The sequence below is a fragment of the Burkholderia sp. 4NA327C6 genome (genome assembly GCF_005502655.1).
Lineage (GTDB): Bacteria > Pseudomonadota > Gammaproteobacteria > Burkholderiales > Burkholderiaceae > Burkholderia > Burkholderia contaminans.
In genome coordinates, this window is sequence record NZ_SCNZ01000081.1 from 1 (window position 1) to 20,944 (window position 20,944).

5 protein-coding genes are annotated in these 20,944 nt (G+C 68.9%); all 5 read right to left on the bottom strand.

The features are described 5' to 3' along the window. Window positions 1–4,200, bottom strand: a 4,200-nt coding sequence (locus FFS49_RS39980; protein ID WP_137951065.1) for a non-ribosomal peptide synthetase, incomplete at its 3' end; no start/stop codon positions are given. A gap of 87 nt (window positions 4,201–4,287) precedes the next feature. After that, window positions 4,288–13,392: a non-ribosomal peptide synthetase gene (locus FFS49_RS39985; RefSeq protein ID WP_105818475.1), complete on the bottom strand. Its 9,105-nt coding sequence runs from the start codon at window positions 13,390–13,392 to the stop codon at window positions 4,288–4,290. Further along, on the bottom strand, window positions 13,389–17,309 hold the full coding sequence (locus FFS49_RS39990; RefSeq protein WP_105818476.1) for a non-ribosomal peptide synthetase: 3,921 nt from the start codon (window positions 17,307–17,309) through the stop codon (window positions 13,389–13,391). Before FFS49_RS39990 ends, FFS49_RS39985 begins: the two co-directional genes overlap by 4 nt. Beyond that, window positions 17,297–18,913: an MBL fold metallo-hydrolase gene (locus tag FFS49_RS39995; protein WP_105818477.1), complete on the bottom strand. Its 1,617-nt coding sequence runs from the start codon at window positions 18,911–18,913 to the stop codon at window positions 17,297–17,299. The genes FFS49_RS39990 and FFS49_RS39995 overlap by 13 nt, the downstream gene beginning before the upstream one ends. A gap of 10 nt (window positions 18,914–18,923) precedes the next feature. Continuing rightward, a partial coding sequence (locus FFS49_RS40000; RefSeq protein ID WP_249362262.1) for a condensation domain-containing protein occupies window positions 18,924–20,944 on the bottom strand: 2,021 nt, incomplete at its 5' end.

The following is a 20,944-nucleotide window of genomic DNA, read 5'->3' on the forward strand; positions in this document are numbered from 1 at the left end:
CTGGGTGAGGAGCCAGCGCAACTGCGCGTGGTCGATCATGAAGCGCACGCGCTCGGCGGGGTAGTCGGGGTCGACGGGGACGTAGGCGCCGCCGGCCTTGAGGATCGCGAGCAATGCGACGCTCATGTCGAGGGAGCGCTCCATGGCGACGCCGACGAGTGCGTCGGGGCCGACGCCGAGCGCGATGAGGTGGTGGGCGAGGCGGTTGGCGCGCAGGTTGAGTTCGGCGTAGGTGAGCGCCTGGTCATCGAAGACGACAGCGATGGCATCGGGCGTGCGCTCGACCTGCTGCTCGAACAGGCGATGCAGCGGTTGTGCGGCGTCCTCGCCGAAATCCGTGTCGGTGCGGTTCCACTCGACGGTCAGCAGGTTCCGCTCCGTGTCATTCGACAACGACAGCGCACCGAGCGGCCGGTCCGGATCGGCGATCACGGCATCGACGAGCGTGCGGAAGTGTTCCGCCATGCGATCGATCGTGGCGGCGTCGAACAGATCCAGGTTGTATTCCAGCGAGCCCGCGAGGCCGTCGTCGGCATCCTGAACATGAAGCGTGAGGTCGAACTTCGCGGTGTGGGTCTCCACCGCCACCGGCGTGGCCACGAGACCGGGGAAGCTCACCGCCCGGGATTGCGCTTTCTCGTACGCGAACACGACCTGGAACACCGGCGTGCGGCCCAGGTTGCGTTCGAGCTCGAGCGAGTCCACCACCTGCTCGAACGGAATCTCCTGGCGGCTGTAGCCGTCCAGCGCGACGCGCTTCACGCGCGCCAGCAGTTCGCCGAAGGTCGGATTGCCCGACAGGTCCACGCGCAGCGCGAGCATGTTCGCGAAGAAGCCGATCAGCGGCTCGGTCATGCTGGAACGCCGATTGGCGATCGGGGAGCCGATGACGAGGTCCTGCTGGTTGCTGTATCGCGACAGGAGCAGCGCATACGCGGCGAGCACGACCATGAACGTGCTGGTGCCGGACGCACGGGCAAGCGCGCGCAGGCCGTCGGCGCGTTCGCTGCTCAGCTGGAACGGCAGGACCGCGCCGCGGAACTGCTGGACGGCGGGCCGGGGGCGGTCGGTGGGCAGTTCGATCAGGTCCGGCGCGTCCGACAGCGCGGCGCTCAGGAGCGCCAGTTCCCGATGCGTGTCGGCGGACGCCAGGCGCTCGTGCTGCCACACGGCGTAGTCCGCGTACTGCACGGTCAGTTCCGGCAGCGACTCGCCGGCATAGAGCGCGGCCAGCTCGCCGATGAGGATGCCTGACGACCATGCATCGGAGACGATGTGATGCATCACGATGCCGAAGACGTGCAGGCGCTCATGGACGCGATACAGCACGACGCGACAGAGCGGCCCGGCGGCGAGATCGAACGGGCGGTCGGCTTTCTCCGCGAGCAGCGCGAGCGTGTCGGATTCGCTGGCGACGTCGACGACGTCGAGCGCGACCGGCGCCGGCGGCGCGATGCGTTGAACCCCGCGGCCGTCGACGGCGGGAAACGTCGTGCGCAGGATCTCGTGACGCCGGCTGATCTCGGACACGGCAAACCGCAGGCGCGCGACGTCGAGTTCGCCTTCGAAGCGCAGCGCGCTCGAGATGTTGTAGGTGGCCGACGGGCCTTCCAGTTGCGCGAGGAACCACAGCCGCTGCTGCGGAAAGGACAGCGGCAGGTCGTTCGCGCGCGAGCGGGGCAGGATGGCGCCGGCCGTCGAACCGGGGTGGGGCGACGACGCTTCGATCAGGTCGGACACAGCGCCGATGGTCTGGAGTTCGAAGATCGCGTCGATGCCGATCTCGACGGAGAAGCTGCTCCAGATCCGCGAGACCAGCTGCATGGCTTGCAGCGAATCGCCGCCGTAGTCGAAGAAGCGGCCGGTGAGATCGACGGCCGGATTGTCGAGCACGTCGCGCCAGATGCGCACCAGTTCGCGCTGAATCGGCGTGGCGTCGAGAGGGGCTTCCTCGGGCGCGGCGGCGGGCTCCAGGGCCAGGAGCGCCGGGCGATCCAGCTTGCCGTTGGCGTTGAGCGGGAATTCGGCGATCGGGATGATGTCGGACGGGACCATGTAGTCCGGCAGCTTCCCGGCCAGGTAGGCCCGCAGGTCCGGCACGCTCAGGCTCGCGGCGCCCTTGACGTAGGCCGCCAGCTTGCGCACCCCGTGGGCGGATTCGCGCAGCATGACCGCGGCGCCGACGACGTCCTCGTGCGCGGCGATCGCGGCCTCGATCTCGCCGAGTTCGACACGGTGCCCGCGGATCTTGACCTGGTGGTCGACGCGTCCGTAGCACTGGATACGTCCGTCGGGCAGCCACCGGCCGATGTCGCCGGTGCGATAGATGCGCGCTTCGCCGGGAAACGGATGCTCGACGAATTTCGCGGCGGTGACGTCGGGCCGCTGATGGTAGCCGCGTGCAAGGCCGGCGCCGGCGAGGCAGATTTCCCCTGGCACGCCGAGCGGAACCGGCCGCAGCGCGTCGTCGAGCATGTACACCCGGGTGTCGGCGATGGGGCGGCCGATCAGCACCGTGGGCGGCGCGTCCTCGACGCGCTCGACGATGCAGCCGACCGTCGCCTCGGTGGGACCGTACTCGTTGTAGATTTCGATCGCGGGATCGATCTTGCGCAGCGTGGCGATGTGCTGGGGCGTCAGTTCCTCGCCGCCCACGATCACCTTGCGCACGCCGGAGCGTGCCAGGTTCATGTATTCCAGCAGGTGAATGTGGGTGGGCGTGAGCTTGAGGGTGTCGACGCCGCTACCGGGCTGGAACATCCGGGCCAGGATGGTGTCGATGCTTTCCGACTGCGGATAGATGCGCAGCGTCTTGCCGCGCACCAGCGGGCAGAAGATGTTGGTGAGCGTGAAGTCGAAGCAGAGCGAGCTGTACAGGCCGAAACTGCCGGTCGTGCTTTCCGGAAAGTAATACGCGGCGGCCCACGCGATGTAGTGGGCCAGGTTCCGGTGTTCGAGCAGGCAGCCTTTGGGTTTCCCGGTCGAGCCCGACGTGTAGAGCACGTAGGCCAGGTGCGCCGGTTCGGCACGGTGCGGCGGGTTGTCCGGCAGCGGCGCCCAGCCGGGGAGTTCCTGGTCCAGCAGCAGCGTCACGCCGGAGAATTCATACCACTGCGCGAGCTGACTCGATTCGGTCACCAGCAGCGACAGGCCGGTGTCGCCGAGGATGTGATTGATCCGCTCGGCCGGATACGCGGGGTCCAGCGGAACGAACGCCGCCCCCGCCTTCAGGATGCCGAGAATCGCGACGATCATCCATTCGGAACGGTCGAGCATGATGCCGACCAGCGATTCCGGCCCGACGCCGTGGTGTTCGCGCAAGTGATGCGCGAGGCTGTTGGCCCGGGCGTTCAGGTCGGCGTAGGTCATCAGCGAACTGTCGGTGACCAGGGCCGGCGCCGTCGGCGTGCGTGCGACCTGGGCTTCGAACATGGCGACGACCGTCGGATGGCTGGGGCCGGCCGTCGCGGTTTCGTTGAACGCGGCCAGCAGCGGGCCCTCTTCCGGCGGGGCCGCTTCGATGTCGCCGACGGCCCCGTCGAGGTGTTCGAATGCCTCCAGCACCGCGGCGAGGCTGCCGGCGAAACCGTCGATGATGAAAGGCTCGATGGCCCCGCTGTAACGAAGCTCGATTTCGCCGCGCGCGAGCCGCAGGTGCAACTGCAGATCGTCGTCCCGACCGGTCGGTGCGTGGTGCACGCGGTCGTCCGCCAGCGCGACTTTCGTGAGCTGCGCGAGCGCCATGTCCTTTTCGTTGCGCACGAGCGTTTCCAGCGGGAATCGAGGCTCGGCGTAGCTGTCTTCCACGATCCCGGCCACGCGCGACAGGTAGTCCTCGATGCGCTCGTCGGGGCGGACCTCGATGATCAGCGGAACGATGGCGGCCCGGGCCGACGGATGCCCGGCCAGCCCCGGCGTGCCGAGCACCGTGACCGGAATCCGGAAGTATTTCCAGAGCAGGAACGCGATGCCCGCCGCCGTGACGGCGAATTCGGCAAGCTCGCCGTCGCCGATGCGCCGCAACAGGTCGAGCGACGCGGGCGTGAGCCGCACCGAGCGGGACAGCTGGCGGCCCGGCTGCTGGCTCGGGGCGTACGCCGCGATTCCGTACACGCCGGCGACCCGGGAAAGGCTTTCGCGCCAGAAACGCGCGGTGGCTGCATAGCGATGGTCGGTGACCAGCACGTTATTGTCTTGCACGGGAAACTCCTTGAGACGTTGTGTTCACCTGAAACAACCCGAAGCGGCGCGCACGGCGCGCGCCGCCCGAACCCCGGCGGGCGCGCATCACGTCTTCTCCTCGAGCGCGTCGTCGGCCGTGACCGCGGGCGCGCGCTTCAGGCGCAGGCCGACCCGGACCCTCGGGCCGGCGGCGGGCGCGTCGTCGGAGAGCGGGATGCGATCGACCGGCGTGGCCGGATCGCGACGGAAGACGTCGTGGATCGCAAGCAGTCGATCGCGCATCGCGGCGATGGTCGACGGGCGGAACAGGTGGGTGTTGTAGATGAACTGGATCAGGTGCCGGCCTTCGCTTTCCACGACCTGGAAGGACAGGTCGAACTTGGCCGTCGTGTCCGCCGGCGAGATGTCCGTGATGCGCAGGCCGGGCTGCGGCGTCGGCATCGAAACGTGGTTCACCTGAATGTCGAAGATCGGGAAATGGTTCGCCGGCGTGCGGATCTTCAGGTCTTCCAGCAACACGTCGAACGGATAGGACGCATGCTCCAGCGCTTGCGCGGAGGCTTTCGCCACCCCGTCGATCACCTCCGCGACCGTCGCGGATTTCCGCACCGGCACGCGCAGCACGACGGTGTTGAGGTACACGCCGACCTGCGACTCGAGCTGCTCGCTGTCGCGTCCGGCCGACACGCTGCCGATGACGATGTCCTCACGCCCCGTATAGCGGTGCATCAGCACGCAGAACGACGCCAGCAGCACCGCGTGGAGCGACGTATGGTGAGCGCGGGCGAGCGTCGCGAGATCCGCCGCGTGCGGCTGCGGCAGTTCGACTTCGAGCGTCTGCCCGGCATGACCGAGCCGCTCGGGACGCGGGAAGTCGGATGCCGGTTGCAGGCGGGGCAGCGGCGGCGCCAGTTGCTCGAGCCAGTACGCGCGATGCGCGGCGGCGCGCGGACCCGCGAGGCTCGCGTTGTGCCACGCGGCGTAGTCGCGATACTGGATCGACAGCGGCGGCAGGTCGCGTCCCGCATACAGCGCATGCAGGTCGTCGGTCAGCACGCGGATCGACCATGCATCCGAGATCACGTGGTGCATGTTCAGCAACAGCAGATGCTTCTCCTGCGAGAGCCGCACCAGCTTGACGCGAAAGAGCGGGCCCGACGCGAGATCGAACGGCTGCTCGCTTTCCGCGCGAATCAGCGCATCGATCGCTTGCGGGCCCGCATCGTCCGCGAGATCGCGCTGCTCGACCCGGAATCCGGACGCTTCGCGGCTGAGGATGCGTTGCCGCAACTCGCCTTCGATCATCGCGAACACGGTGCGCAGGCTCTCGTGGCGATCGACCAGCATGTCGAACGCACGGACGAGGCGCACCGTGTCGACGGCGCCGTCCAGCTGCAGCGCGCCCGCCATGTTGTACGTGGACGGATCCGCGCCGCGGCTGGCGAGCCAGATCCGCTTCTGTGCACGAGACACCGCGTAGGACGGTTGTGCGGCCAGCGCCGGAATGATCGCGTCGTCGTCGGCGGCGCCGTCGACGGGCATGGCAGCCAGCCTCCGTGCGAGCGCGCGCGGCGTCGGCGCATGGAAGATGTCGGCGACCGCGACGTCCAGTTTCAGTTCGCGCCGGATCCGGCTGACCATCTGGATCGCCTTGAGGCTTTGGCCGCCGTGCTCGAAGAAATCGTCGTCGACGCCGTTCGGCCGGCGGCCGAGGACCTCGGCGAACAGGCGCAGCAGCGCCGCTTCGACCGGCGTGCGCGGTTCGGCCCGCACGCCGTCGGGCACGGACGCGGCTTCCGGCAGCGGCAGCGCGGCGCGGTTGATCTTGCCGTTCGGCATGACGGGCAGCGCCGGCAGCAGCATCATGGTGTCGGGCACCATGTGCGCCGGCAGCGCGTCGCGCAGTGCGTCGCGCAAGCGCTGGGGCGTCCAGCCGGATCCCGATACGTAGCCGCACAGGGTCATTTCGGCATCCGACGTTTCCCGGGCGACCACCACGGCGTGGGAGATGCCCGCGAGACCGGTCAGCGCGGCTTCGATTTCCCCGAGCTCGATGCGATAGCCACGGATCTTGACCTGGAAGTCGCGGCGGCCGAAGAAGTGCAGATTGCCGTCCGCCCCGAAGCAGCCGATGTCGCCGGTGCGATACAGGCGCGCGCCCGGTTCCGGACTGAACGGATCGTCGCGGAACACCGCCCGGGTGCGGGCTTCGTCGAACAGGTAGCCGCGCCCGACGCCGACGCCCCCGATGCAGATCTCGCCCTTGACGCCGGCCGGGCACGGATTCATGTCGGCGTCCACGACGTAGAGGCGCAGGTTCTCGATCGGCCGGCCGATCGGAATCGCCGGCCCATCCGGCGCGCGCGTCAGGCTGTAATGCGCGACGGAGTCCGACGCTTCGGTCGGCCCGTAGGCGTTGATGAGCCGGACGGCCGGATTCAGGCGGAACCAGGCTTGCGCGGTGGCGGGCTGCAGCGTTTCGCCGATCGTCAGCAGCGTGTCGAGGTGCGGGAAGGCCGGTGCCGCGTGCCGTTCCAGTTCGCCGAGAAAGGTCGCGAGATAGGACGGTACGAATTGCATCGCCGTGACGCGGTCGCGGTGCAGGCTGTCGATCAGGCGCGCGGGTTCGAGGATCACGGCATCGGGATAGATCACCGTCGTGCCGCCCGACACCAGCGCCGCGAAGCACTGCCAGACCGAAATATCGGAGCAGTGCGAAGCAGTCTGGGCGACCGCGCTCTGCGCGCCGAGCCCGACCCGGCGCGCCATCGCTAGCACGTGATTGAGCATGCCGCGATGTTCGACCATCGCGCCCTTCGGCTGGCCGGTCGAACCCGACGTGAAGATCACGTAGGCGAGGTCCGAGGGCCGGCAGCGCGGCGTCACGGGCGTCGGCGCTTCGGCACCGCGATGGTCGGGCAGGCGGGCCGGATCGACCAGCGGGATCGACGCCAGCGCCGGCGGCGGCACGCAGTCCGTCGTGACGATGACGGCCGGCCGCGCCAGCGTCAGGAGGGTCTCGACCCGCTGGGCCGGGTAGGCCGGATCGATCGGCACGTACGCCGCGCCGCACTTCCAGATGGCCAGGATCGTTTCCAGCATCAGCGGCGAGCGCGGCATCCAGACGGCGATCCGGTCGTCCGGCTGCAGCGGCGCCGTCTGCAGGAGATGCGCGGCGATCCGGTTGGCGCCTTCGACGAGGTCACGATAGGTGCGAACCTCCGTGCCGCAGCGAACCGCCACGCGCTCGGGATGCGCGGCGGCGACGGCCTCGATCAGTTCGGGCAGCGTCCGGTCGGACGGAACCGGCGCGAACGTGTCGTTCCAGCCGAGCAGGATGGCGTCCCGCTCGGCGGCAGCGAGAAGCGGCACGCTGCGGTTCGGGCGATCTTCCGCGCCGGCCAGGCCGGTGAGCAGGGTCTCGACATGGCGCAGCAGGCGGACGATCGTGTCGCGATCGAACCGGCCGTCGTCGTACAGCACCTGCAGCGACAGGCGCTTGCCCGGCGTCACGACCAGCGTCAGCGGGTAATTGTTCGGATCGGACACCTCGAATGCGCCGATCCGCAGGCCGGGCAGCGCATCGGCCAGCGCTTCTTCCACCGGATAGTTCTGGAAGATGAGCAGGCTTTCGAAGAGCGGCACGCCGGGCGGCAGGCCGGCGAATTTCTGGATGTCGGCCAGCGGATAGTGCGCATAGTCCTCCTGCTGCGCGAGATCCATCTGCAATTGCGCCAGCCACGCGGAAGTCGGGCGCGCGTCGATGCGCACCCGCACCGGCAGCGTGTTGATGAACAGCCCGACCATTTCGTCCGACGCCGGCAGCGACGCCGGACGACCGGAAACGATCGTGCCGAACACGACGTCCGATTCGCCGCTGTAGCGGCTCAGCAACTGCGCCCATGCGCCCTGCGCGAGCGTGTTCAGGGTGAGGCGGCTGGTTTGCGCGAACGCGACGAGCCGTTGCGTGTCGCTTTCGGAGAGCAGCAGCGGCTCTTCCACGTAGGCGCCCGGCACGGCCGTGCCGTCGAGTTCGGGGCGGCCCAGCACGAGCGGTGTCGTCGCCGGGAAATCCGCCAGCTTCGTCTTCCAGAAACGTTGCGCGTCGTCGTCGTCCTGGCGTGCCAGCCAGCGCACGTAATCGGCGAAGGCGGGCGGCGCGTCCCGCTGCGGCGCGCCGTCGGCCGGCGGCGCCTGATAGGCGGCGGCCACTTCGCTCAGCAGCCGGGCGGAGCTCCACCCGTCGAGCAGGATGTGGTGATGGCTCCAGTGGAAGCGCCATGCGTGCTCGCCCACGCGGAACAGCGCGAGCCGCATCAGCGGCGCGCGGGTAAAGTCGAAGCCGCGCGCCCGGTCTTGCGCCACGTAGGCTTCCCGGCGCTGTTCGGCCTCCGCGGCGGACGCCGCGCGCAGATCCTCGTCGTGCCACGGCAAGTCGATCCGGCGATGCACGACCTGCACGGGGCTTTCGATGTCTTCCCAGTGAAACGACGTACGCAGGATGTCGTGCCGGTGCGCCACGGTTTCCCACGCGCGGCGGAACCGTTCGACGTCGAGCGCCCCGTCGATACCGAAATTCAGGCTGCTGAAGTACGCATCCGACGCGGGTTCGTACAGGCTGTGGAACAGCATGCCCTGCTGGGTCGGCGTCAGCGGGTAGACGTCGGCGATCTCGTCCGGCCTCACCGACGCCGGCGCCTGCGGAAAGGCGGTCGCGGGCCGGGTCGATGCGGACGGGACGGCGTGGCCGGCGACCAGGGTTTCGAGCGCCGCGATGTAGGCTTGCGCGACGCGCAGGATGGTGTCCGTGTCGTGACAGGCCCGGCTGAATTCCCACGCAACGTGCAGGCGGTTGCCGGTCACGTATGCGTTGATGTCGAGCAGGTGCTCGCGCAGCTGGTTCGCATGGCGGCCGTCCCCGCTCGGTTCCGCGGCCTGTTTCCAGTCGCGTGCGGCGGTGAACAGCTGGTCGGTCTGGCCCAGGTAGTTGAACTGCAGTCGCGGCTGCGGAAGCGGGCCGTCGAGCCGGTCCTGCAGCAGGCCGTAGGTGATGCCCGCATTCGGCACCGCGCGCAGCCGCGTCCTGACCGATGCGACGAGGCCGGCCGGATCGTGCGAACCGGCATCGACCGTCAGCAAGACCGGGAAGACCGACGTAAACCAGCCCACCGTGCGCGAGATGTCGAGCGCGTCGATCAGTTCCTCGCGCCCGTGCGCTTCGAGATCCAGCAACACGTCGGCGCATCCGCTCCAGTCGCTGACGGCACGCGCGAGCGCGGCGAGCAGCACGTCGTTGACCTGCGCGTCGTAGGCGCGGGGCGCGGCGCCCAGCAAGGCCGTCGTCGCGGCTTCGCCCAGCTCGACCACGATCGTTTCGGCGGACGACACGGTATTGGCGTCGGCAGGCGCAGCGCGATCGAGCGGCAGGCCGGGCAGGGCGGCACGCGCGAGGGCCTGCCAATGGGCGAGGTCGGCGTCGGCGGCGCCGGAGCCGGCCCAGGTCGAGATCGCCCGGGTCCATGCGGTCCAGGTCGCGCTGCCGCCCGCGAATTCGGGTGCCTTGCCGTTGCGCAGGCGGGTATAGGCGTCGTACACGGTTTCGAGCAGCGCGCCCCACGACACGCCGTCGACGACCAGATGATGGGCGACCAGCAGCAGGCGGAGCGAACGGCCTTCGTCGACGCGGAACAGGTCCGCGCGCACGACGGGGCCGTCCGCGAGATTCAGGCTCGCATGCGACTGCGCGACGTATTCCGCGAGCTGGTCGCGCGCAATGTCGGACACGACGACGGGGATCTCCGGGTCGTCGACGACTTCCTGGGTCCAGCCGCTCTCGCCCGCGCGAAAGCGCAGCCGCAGCGCGTCATGCCATTTGACCGCGTGCCGCAGCGCCTGGCGCAGCAAGGCCGGATCGAGGTCGGCCGGCACGTCGAGCAGGACCGCCTGGTTGTACTGGTCCGGGTCGTGCTTGCTCTGCGCGAAGAAACGCTTCTGGATGGGCGTCAGCGGCAGCGGGCCGGACGACGCGACGAACGCCGCCGCGCCGACGGTGCCGCGCGTCGCCACGGCGGCGAGTTCGGCCACCGTCGGATGCTGGAAGATGAGCCGGGTGGTGAGCTTCAGGCCCGCCTTCGCGGCCAGCGACACGATGCGCATGCTCAGAATCGAATCGCCGCCCAGCGCGAAGAGGTTGTCGTGGATGCCGGGCGACGGAATGCCCAGCGCTTCGCCCCAGATGCGGCACAGCAGCGTCTCGGTGGGCGTGCGGGGCGGCGTCGGCGCGTGTGCCGTGGCGGCGAGTCGCGCGCGGTCCAGCGGCGGCAGCGCCTTGCGGTCGATCTTGCCGTTGCCGCTCAGGGGCAGCGCGTCGAGCACCACGTAGATGCCGGGCACCATGTAGTCCGGCAGCGTGGCGGACAACGCGGCGGCGATCCCGGCGTCGCTCAGCGACGCGCCGTCGCGGAACGCGACGTACGCGCACAGCGCGGCGCGGCCGGCCTCGTCGCGATAGTCGAGCGCGGCGGCCTGGCGGATTTCCGGAATGGCGGCCAGCGCGTTGTCGATCTCCCCGAGCTCGATGCGGTAGCCGCGGATCTTCAGCTGGTGGTCCTTGCGGCCGTGGAGCACGATCGTTCCATCGGGCAGGTAGCAGCCGATGTCGCGGGTGCGGTACAGGCGGACGCCGCGCTCCGGATGGAACGGATCCTCGACGAACGCGTCCCGCGTGGCGGCCTCGTTGTTCAGATAGCCGCGGCCGACGGCGATGCCGGACACGCACAGCTCGCCGGGAATCCCGATCGGGCACAGGTTCATCTGCGGGTCGACGACGTAGAGGCGAACGTTGCGGATCGGCTTGCCGACCGGTACGTAAGGCGTGGACGGCGCGCTCGTCATGCGGTGCTGTGCGACGTCGTCGGACGCTTCGGCCGGGCCGTACGCGTTCACCAGCGGGATCGCCGGGAACACGTCGAACCACTGCTTCACCAGGGCCGGGCTGACCATCTCGCCGGTGACGAGCAGGTGCCGCAGGTGCCGCATCATCGCCGGCCGTTCCGACGCGCGCTCGAGCACGGCGGACAGATAGGACGGCACCAGTTCGAGGATGCTGATCCGGGTGGTTTCCAGGTACGCGACGAAACGCGCGGGATCGCGAATGCAGTCGTCCTCGACGATCACGGTCTTGCCGCCGACGAGTGGTGCCGTGAAAAATTGCCAGACCGAAATATCGAAGCAATGCGGCGCGGTTTGCGCGATCACCGACGACGCCGAGATCGAGAACTCGTCGATCTCGGCGAGCATGTGATTCAGCATGCCGGCGTGCTCGACCATCGCGCCTTTGGGCTTGCCGGTGGAGCCGGACGTGTAGATCACGTAGGCGAGGCTGTCGGGCGACACGGGGCGGCCGGGATTGGTGTCGTCGACGGTGTCGGTGGCGGCGTCGAGCGACACGACCGGCGCGATCCCGGCCAGCTCCGGGGGCAGGAGCTCGTCGCAGGTGATCACGAGGGCGGCGCCGGAATCCTCGAGGATGGTGCGGATGCGGGCCACCGGATAATTCGGGTCGACCGGAATGTAGGCGGCGCCGCACTTCCAGACCGCGAGGATCGCCTCCATCAGCTGGGCGGACCGGTGCATGCAGATCGCGACCAGCGCGTCCGGGCCCAGGTCGGCGGCGGCGAGCAGGCGGTGCGCGATGCGGTTGGCGCGCGCGTTCAGTTCGCCCGCGCTCAGGACGCCATCCCGGTACTCGACCGCGGGCCGCTCGGGGTGGTCCGCGGCGGCCTGCTCCAGGCGATGCACCACGGTGAGCGCGGCGTCGAACGGCACGGCGGTGTCGTTGAAGGTCTCCAGCAACTGCCGGCGTTCCGCGTCGGGCAAGATCGGCACGCGGCCGAGCAGCCGGTTCGGATCGGCCGCGAACGCGTCGAGCGTCGCGGCCACGTGGCCCAGCATCCGCTGCATCGTGTCTTCATCGAAGCGCCGCGGGTCGAACGACAGTTCCATCTTCCAGTCGTCGCGCGCCGTCACCACGAATTCGAGCGGAATGTCGGCGCGGTTGTAGAGCTGCACCTCGTCGACCGCCAGCCCGTGCGCGCCATGCGTGAGCGACGCGTCGAGCGGGTAATTCATGAACGTGATGTTGCTCTCGAACAGCGGCGCCGTCGGCGGCACGTCGCTGCAGCGCTGAATGTCGGGCAACGGGGTGTGCTCGAACGGCGCGCGGGCGGCCACGCGCGCCTGGATCATCTTCAGCCACGGCACCAGCGGCTGCCTCGGGTCGACCCGCACCCGCACCGGCACCGTATTGATGAACAGGCCGAGCATGGTTTCGATCCCCGGCAGGTTGGCGCCCCGCCCGGACACGACGGCGCCGAACACCACGTCGGTTTCCCCGCTGTAACGCGACAGCACGAGCGCCCACGCCGCTTGCGCGAGGGTATTGAGGGTGACGTGATGGCGGGCCGCGAATTGCCGCAGGCGCGCGCTCAGGTCGGCCGACAGGTCGGCCTGCACTTGCGCGAGGCCCTGGCCGAAGCGTTCGTCCGCGCCCGCGCCCGCGCGCGCGGCCGTGGGCAGCGGGGTCGGCGTGCGGAACCCTTCGAGATAGCGCGTCCAGTATTGCTGCGCGGCTTGCGGCTCGTGCTGCTGCAGCCACTGGATATAGTCGCGGTAGGGGCGCACCGGCGGGAGCGCCGGCGGCACACCGCGCGCGAGCGCGCCATAGACCTCGAAGATCTCCTCGATGACGAGCGACAGGCACCAGCCATCGGCCAGGATGTGATGGTGGCTCCAGCTGAACAGGTAGGCGTCGGCGGCGACGCGCACCAGGCGACAGCGCACGAGCGGCGCGCGATCGAGCGCGAAGCCCTCGGCCAGGTCGTTGTCGAGATGCGCGCGCCACCGTGTGCGCTGTTCGTGTTCCGGCAGGTCGAGCCAGTCGTCCTGCACCCACGGCAGCGTGGCGTGCGCGTGCACGACCTGCATGGGCTTGTCGAACTCCTCCCAATGGAACGACGTGCGCATCACCGGATGCCGATCGATGAGCTGCTGCCACGCGGCATGAAACAGCGCGGGATCGAGGCTGCCGGTGATCCGGCAACTGAGCTGGTTGAAGCTGCTTCTCGAGCCGGGCTCGTGCACGGCATGAAAGAGCATCCCCTCCTGCATCGGGGAGAGCTCGTAGATATCGGCGATGGTGGGGGATGTCACGATTTGATCCTTGAGACAAGGGCGTCCAGCGCTTCCTGGCTGATGCGCGCGGCCGGAAAGTCCGACGGGCTCAGCGCGCGCGGGCCGTCGCCGCTGGCCGCGACGATCGACAGCAGGCGGCTGCGGTAGCACTGCGTCAGCTGTTCGATGACGCCGGGTGCGCAGGCCTCGCGGTTGTAGCGCCAGGTCAGGCGCAGACGGCCGTCGAACACCATCCCGTCGATCTCGAACAGGTGGCCGCGACGTGCGCGCGGGCTGTGCTCGGGGCTCTGGAAGTCGAGCACCGGCTTCCAGCCCGTGTCGTCGGGCAGCACGCGATCGACCTGGCCGAGATAGTTGAAGCGCACCGGCGCCGGCGGCTGCCGTTCGAGCGCCGCCGCGATGCCGGCGTCGTGGCCGAGGTAGCGGGCGATGCCGTAGCCGAGCCCGCGCATCGGGACCGCGCGCAGTTGCTCCTTGACGTGGCGCAGCGCGTCGACCGCCACGGTGGCGTCGCCGGCGTTCAGGCACACCGGATAGTGGGTGGTGAACCAGCCAATCGTGCGCGACGTATCGACGCCGTCGAAAACGTCCTCGCGGCCGTGGCCTTCGAGATCGACGACCAGCGACGCGTTGCCGGTCCAGTCGCCGAACGCGAGCAGCAGGGCCGTCAGCAGGACTTCGTTGATCTGCGTGTTGAACGCACGCGGCACGTCCTGCAACAGCGCGAGTGTCTGCTGCGCATCGAACTCGACGATCGTCGAGCCCGCTTCGGCGACGGTGCCGGCCGGCATGTCGTCGAAGCACGCCGGCTCGCCGGCGTTGCCCTGGAGCCAGTAGTCCAGCCCCAGGCCGTCGAGCGCGGTCGCGCCGAGTCCGGACAGGCGCGTCGACCAGTCGCGCCAGGCCGTCGTCCTGGCCGGGAGCTGTACCGCGTGGCCCGCTTCGAGCTGGCGGCATGCGGTGTACAGGTCTTCGAACAGGATGCGCCACGACACGCCGTCGATCACCAGGTGATGCGCGACCACGAGCAGGCGCTGCGGCGCGTCGGGACCGAACTGGAAGAGGTGCGCGCGCAGCAGCGGCGGCGCCGACAGCGTGAAGCCTTCCTGCATGCCGGTGGCGGTCGCGAGCATCGCGGCCTGCCGTGCGGCAGGCGCCGCGTCCGCCAGCGACGTGACGCCGAGCGGAATGGCCAGCGGCGGCGCGGCATGCGATTGCTGCCACACGCCGGCGACGCACGCGAAACTCAGCCGCAGCGCGTCGTGATGCGTCGCGACGGCCGCCAGCGCGCGCTCGATCGTGTCCGGCCGCAGCGATGCGGGTACCTCGATCATCGTCGACTGGTTGTAGTGGTGCGGATCGGCGACGTCTTGCGCGAAGAACCAGTGCTGGATCGGCGTCAGCGGGGCGGGGCCGACCACCGGCTCCTGCGCGATCCGGATCGACGGCGCCTCCGTCGCGACCTGGGCGAGCTCGGCGATGGTCGGGTGTGCGAAGAACTGGTCGGCGGTGAACTTGAGCCCGACCTGCTGGGCCAGCGACATCACCTGGATGATCAGGATCGAGTCGCCGCCCAGTTCGAAGAAATTGTCGTGCACGCCGATCGGCTCGCGGCCCAGCACGTCGCACCAGATCCTGCCCAGGCGCGCCTCGACGTCATTGGCCGGTGCGACGTAGGCGGTTTCGCTCGGCGCGGGCGCCAGTTCCAGCGCGGCGAGCGCCTTGCGGTCGGGCTTGCCGTTCGGCGTCAGCGGCAGGCGTTCGAGCGTCACGATCGACGCCGGCACCATGAACTCGGGCAGGCGTTCCTTCAGGTGTTCCCGCAGGCTGGCGACGCTGGCCGTCGCCGTCGCGACGCAGGCCACCAGCTGCTTGTGCTGCGGCGTGTCCTCGCGCACGAACACGATCGCGTCGGCGACGCCGGCGTGCTGCCTGAGCGCCGCCTCGATCTCGCCCATTTCGATCCGGTAGCCGCGAATCTTCACCTGCGTGTCGCGCCGCCCGGTGACTTCCAGGTTGCCGTCCGGCAGCCAGACGCCGAGGTCGCCGGTGCGATAGAGGCGCTCGCCCGCCTCGAACGGGTGGTCGACGAACGCGGCGGCCGTCAGGTCGTCGCGGCCGACATAGCCGCGCGCCAGCGCGATGCCGGACACGCAGATCTCGCCCGTGCAGCCCTCGGGGGCCAGCGCCCCGTGCTCGTCGAGCAGGTACAGGTGCGTGTTATGGATCGGGCGGCCCACCGGCAGACGGGCGCCGTAGGTGATGGCCGGGTCGACCACGTAGTCCGCGATGCACACGGTTGCCTCGGTCGGGCCGTACGAGTTGTGGCAGGTGCGGGTCCGGGCCAGCTCGCGCAGATCCGCCACGCGGGCGCTGTCGCCCGCGCTGATGACCCGTTTCACGGCGCCGAGCGCGTGCCAGTCGAGCGCGGCGAGATAGGCCGGCGTCGCGTTGACGGTGGTGACGCCCTGTTGCGCGATGTAGTCGACGAAACGCGGCACGTCCCGGATCACGGCGGTCTTCGCCAGCACCAGGCGGGCGCCCGCCAGCAGCGTGACGAAGATCTCCATGATCGAGCCGTCGAAGCCCGGGGAGTAGAACTGGGCGAAGCGGTCGGCGGCATCGAAACCGAATGCGTCCACGTGGTACTGCGCCATGTTCAGGAGCCCTGCGTGTTCGAGCACGACGCCCTTGGGCACGCCCGTGGAGCCGGACGTATAGATGATGTACGCCGCATCGTCCGGCCGCACCTCGACCGGCGCCGATGCCGACGCGGGGGCCAGCGTGTCGAGCTGGAAGTCGAGGGCGAACATCGGGATCGCCCAGAAATCGGCGAGCAACGGCAGGTGTTCCGAGTGCGTCAGCAGCGCCTTGACCTTCGCGTCCTCGATCATGAAGCGCAGCCGCTCCCGCGGAAATTCCGGGTCGAGCGGCAGATACACCGCGCCCGCCTTGAGGGCGCCGAGCATGCCGACGATCCAGCGCTCGGAACGGTCGGCCACCACGCCCACCACGTCGCCGCGTTCGATCGCGTATTCCGCGAGCAGGAAGCTCGCCAGCCGGGATGCCTGGTCGTCGAGTTCGGCATAGGTCAGCGATGCGTCGGCGGTCACCACCGCGACGCTGTCCGGCGCGGCCGCGACCCGTTGTGCGAACTGCTCCAGGAAGGTGCCCTGTACCGCGACGGGCGCCGCATGCGAGCGCAGGCGCGCGCGCTCTTCGTCGTCGAGCAGCGAGACGGTGTCGAGCGGCGCATCCAGTGCGCCGAAGCCAGCCACGACGTTGCGCAGGTGCCGTGCGACATGCTGGAGATAGTGCAGCGTGAATACCGTCGGCCGGCCCGTCAGCACGATCTCGTAGCGCTCCCGATGCCGGATCTCGATCGACAGGTCGTAGTCGGCCGCTGCCCAGGCTTCGTGAAGGCCGTCGAAGCGCACGCCGACGTTGGTCGCGCGCCGTTCGCCATGCAGCTTGTGCGCGAGGGCGGCGATCGGGAAATCCTGGTACGAATAGCTGCGCTGCACGCTGTCGCGCAGCTGGTTCAGGTACGCGCGAACCGTGGGGCCGGGCTCGCCGGCGTCGAGCAGCGGGACGGGCTCGGCGCAGCCGCTCGCGGGTTCGACGATCAGCTGCGGCGACGCCACGAACAGGCCGGCCGCGCCGTCGTAGCGCCCCAGCACGCGGAACAGCGCGGCCAGCAGCACGACGAACGCGCCCAGCTCGTTGCCGGCGGCGAGCCGCTCCAGCACCTGCGCCGCGTCGCCGTCGAGCGCGAACGTCAGGGCCGGCTCGGGGCCGAGCGGCAGCGCATACGCCTGCCACGCCTGCTGAAGGCGGAAATCTTCATCGATGCGACCGAGCGCGTCGTTCCAGAACGCCACGTGTTCCTGGTATTGCCCGCTGGTCGAGAGCGCGTTGAGATTCAGTTCTGACAAAGCACGATCTCCCTCGTCGCGTACAGGATTTCGGAAGCGATGCCCTTGGCCTTGCAGTGCGCGACGAACTGGGTGGACTGGATGTGGCTGGGCGAGTTTTCGTCGAAGGTGTTGTCGAGGAGGTGGTTCAGCCAGGGCTCCTGACCCATCGCATAGACGTACGCCGCGTTGAACGCGAAATCGTCCACCAGCGCGGCGGCCTCGCCGAACTGGCAGCCGCGTGCCCGGCGTGACTGATCGATGTCGCGCGGCAGCGCCTTGGGAAACAGCGGGCCGTAGACCCATGACGGCGGCGCGCCCTCGGTTTCCATCCCGACGAACAGGGTGTCCGGCTTGCCGGCGAGGCGGAAGACATGCTCGTAGAGGCGCGGGTCCAGGTTGCACGAATCGGCGATGCACAGCACCGAGCGCGAGCCGAAGCGGATCATGAAGCTCTGCTTGCTGTGGATCGCCAGGTCGTTGTGTTCGCCCATGAACGGAATGGCGGTGATGGCGCCGCCGGGCACCTTGATTTCCTGCGCATCCCGAACTTCCAGCACGTCGTCGAAGCCGAGCTTGCGCAACGCCAGCTCCATCGACGGATCTTGCGGAAAGCCGTCGAGATTCCTGCCGACCACCACGGTCTTGACCTTGTGGCGAAGCTGCAGCAGCGTTTCGAGGACGATGTGATCGTGATGGCTGTGCGTGATCAGCACGTAGTCGATCTGGTCCGGCAGGTCGGCGAACGTATAGCGCGGCAGCGCGGTGTCGTAGCCGTAGCTGATCACCGGATCGATCAGGATGCTCACGCCCCGGCTCTGGATCAGCACGCACGCGTGGCCGTAGTAGCGGATGCGGATGTCGTCGCCGTCGAACGAACGATCCGGTTTCGGCGCCGGCGCCTCCTCGACGAAGAACGAGCGGAACAGCGGCTCGTCCTTCTCCTCCACGCGCATCAGGTCGACGATCTTCGCGTAGCTGCCGGGCGTGTCGCGCATGCGGAACAGCGTGTCGAGCGCGCGGTCGTCGAAGGCCATGTTGCTGAACACCGTGCGCTCGTCGCGGAGCCGGGGCGTGCTGAGGATGAACGGCCGCGGCGTGTGCTCCTCGATCGCCGACAGCGCGATGCTCTGCGCATCGCGCGCATAGAACGGGCTCGCGTACAGCAGGCTTTCGAACACCCGGAAGGACGGGTTGTGGTTCAGGTCGTAGTAGATCTCGACATAGCCCTTCAGCACCTCCGGAATCTCGGGGTAGAGCGGGTCCGACGCCATCCCCGTGGCCCGTTCCAGCAGCAGCGTGGAGAACGCCTTGTATGCCTTCGCCAGTTCCAGTTGCCGGGTCGCGCGTTGGGTGGTCTGCTCGATCAGCGCGCGGATTTCGTCGACGCGCTGGCCGCCCAGGTCGAGGAACGGCCCGCCGCGCATCGCGGGATCCTTGCAGGCCGCCGCATGCATCATCGGCGATGCGGCATAGGACTTCAGCAGCGGCAGGAACCGCTCCGCCACGTTGAGGGCGGCGGTCAACGGCGGAAGCGTGTGATACCACGCGTACCAGCTGTTGATCAGCGGCTCGAACTGGATGTTTTGGCGCAGGTAGACCTGCGTGCTGGACGAAATAGTCAACGAAGGCTCCTTAGAATGCGCTGAGTTCGACGGTGGGCTGGCGGGCTTCGGCGTGCAGCGCGCGTTGTCCCAGGGTCAGGTTCCGGACGCGAACGCCCGGATTGGCGAGCACCTCGCCGATGACGGACGTCAGCTCGTTCGCGAGGCCTTGTACCAGGGCTTCGCTGAACCGCCCCGCGTGATAGACGACGCGGATCGCGAGGCCCTCGGCGTGCGGCTCGGCCAGGAACCAGAAGTCGGTCGCGGCTTCCGTGTCCGCGCGCTGCGGGTCGTGGTCCGGCAGCTCGGCGATATGCACCTGCCCCGCGTAGCGATCGACGGGGCCGTGTCGCTGGTTCTGCAGCGTCAGGCCGATGTCGAAGAGCGGATTGCGTCCCGCCACGCGTTTGATGTGCAGCTCGTCGAGCAGGCGATCCAGCGGATACAGCGGGTGCGAGAACGCTTCGAGCGTGGTGTCCCGCACCCGGGTCAGCAGCGTGTCGAACCGGTCGTCGCCCGCGACGCGATCGCGCAGCGCCAGCACGTTCAGGTAGGGGCCGACCTGCGACTCGAATTCGGGCAGTTCGCGGCCCGCGACCGGCGTGCCGACGACGATGTCCTCCTGGCCGGAGCGGCGGTAGAACAGCGCCTTGATGGCGGACAGCAGCGCGATGAACAAGGTCGCGCCGTGGCGCTTGCCGAGCGATTCCAGCGCCGCAGTCTCGGCGGCGGGCAGGTCGAATCGCCAGGATTTCCAGCTCGGGGCGGCCGGCTGCTCGACGTCGCCCGGCAGTTCCAGTGCGCGCAGGCCGCCGCCCAGTTTGGTCATCCAGTAGTCCTTCATGCGCGCGCCTTCCGGCCCGGCGAGCAGGCGGTTCAGCCAGCCGGCGTAATCCTTGTACTGGATCGGGAGGGCGGGCAGCGGATCGTCGCGACGCTGGACGAATGCGTCATAGAGCGCGGACAGGTCGTCGAGCAGTACCTCCGTGGACCAGCCGTCGCTCACGATGTGATGCATCGTGCAAATGCAGACGTGACGGACTTCGGAGAGCCTCAGCAGCTTGACGCGGAACAGCGGGCCGGTCGCGAGATCCATCGGCACGAGCCGTTCGCTCGCCTGGATCGACGCCGCCTGGGCATCGCGGTCCTCGGCATCCTGCAGATCCACGATCTCGACCGGGAACGCGGCTTCGCCGGGCGGCAGCACGTGCTGGACCGGCTGGTTGCCTTCCAGCACGAAACGCGTGCGCAGTATCTCGTGACGCTCGCTCAACGCGCGGAACGCCCGCACGAGCGCGTCCACGTCCAGCACGCCCTCGAACAGCAGCGACGTGGGCAGCGGCCCCTCGGCTTGCGCCGCATGGAGACGATCCTGGACCCACAGCCGCGTCTGTGCGGGAGAGAGCGCGTAGCTTGCCTGCGCCGGCAGCGGCGTCACCGGCGCGTAATCGATCGGCTGCGTATCGGCGATGCGCTTCGCGAGGCTCGAGATGGTGGGGAGTGCGAACAGGCTGCGGATTTCCAGCTTCGCATGCAGGTCGCGCCGGATGCGCGCGACGACCTTCGTCGCCAGCAGCGAATTGCCGCCCAGATCGAAGAAATTGGCGGTCGTGCTGATCCGCGCCTGGCCGAGCACTTCCTGCCAGATGGCCGCCAACTGCGCTTCGAGCGCGTTGACGGGCGCAACGTGGTCCAGGCCGTCGCCGGGTTCGGGCAGCCTGGTGCGATCGAGCTTGCCGTTGGGCAGATGCTCGAACGCGCTCACGACGACGAACGCGGAGGGCACCATGTAATCCGGCAGCCGCTGCCGCAGGTGGCCGCGCACCGCTTCGATCAGTTCGGCTTCGGGGTGCGACGAGCACAGCCATCCGACCAGTCTCGCGCCGTCGTCCACGCCGCGCAGCGCGACGACGGCGGCATCGACCAGCGGGTGCGACGTCAGCGCCGCCTCGATTTCACCGGGTTCGATGCGCAGGCCGCGCAGCTTGATCTGGTGATCGATGCGGCCGAGGAACTCGATGTTGCCGTCGTGCCGGTAGCGTGCGAGGTCGC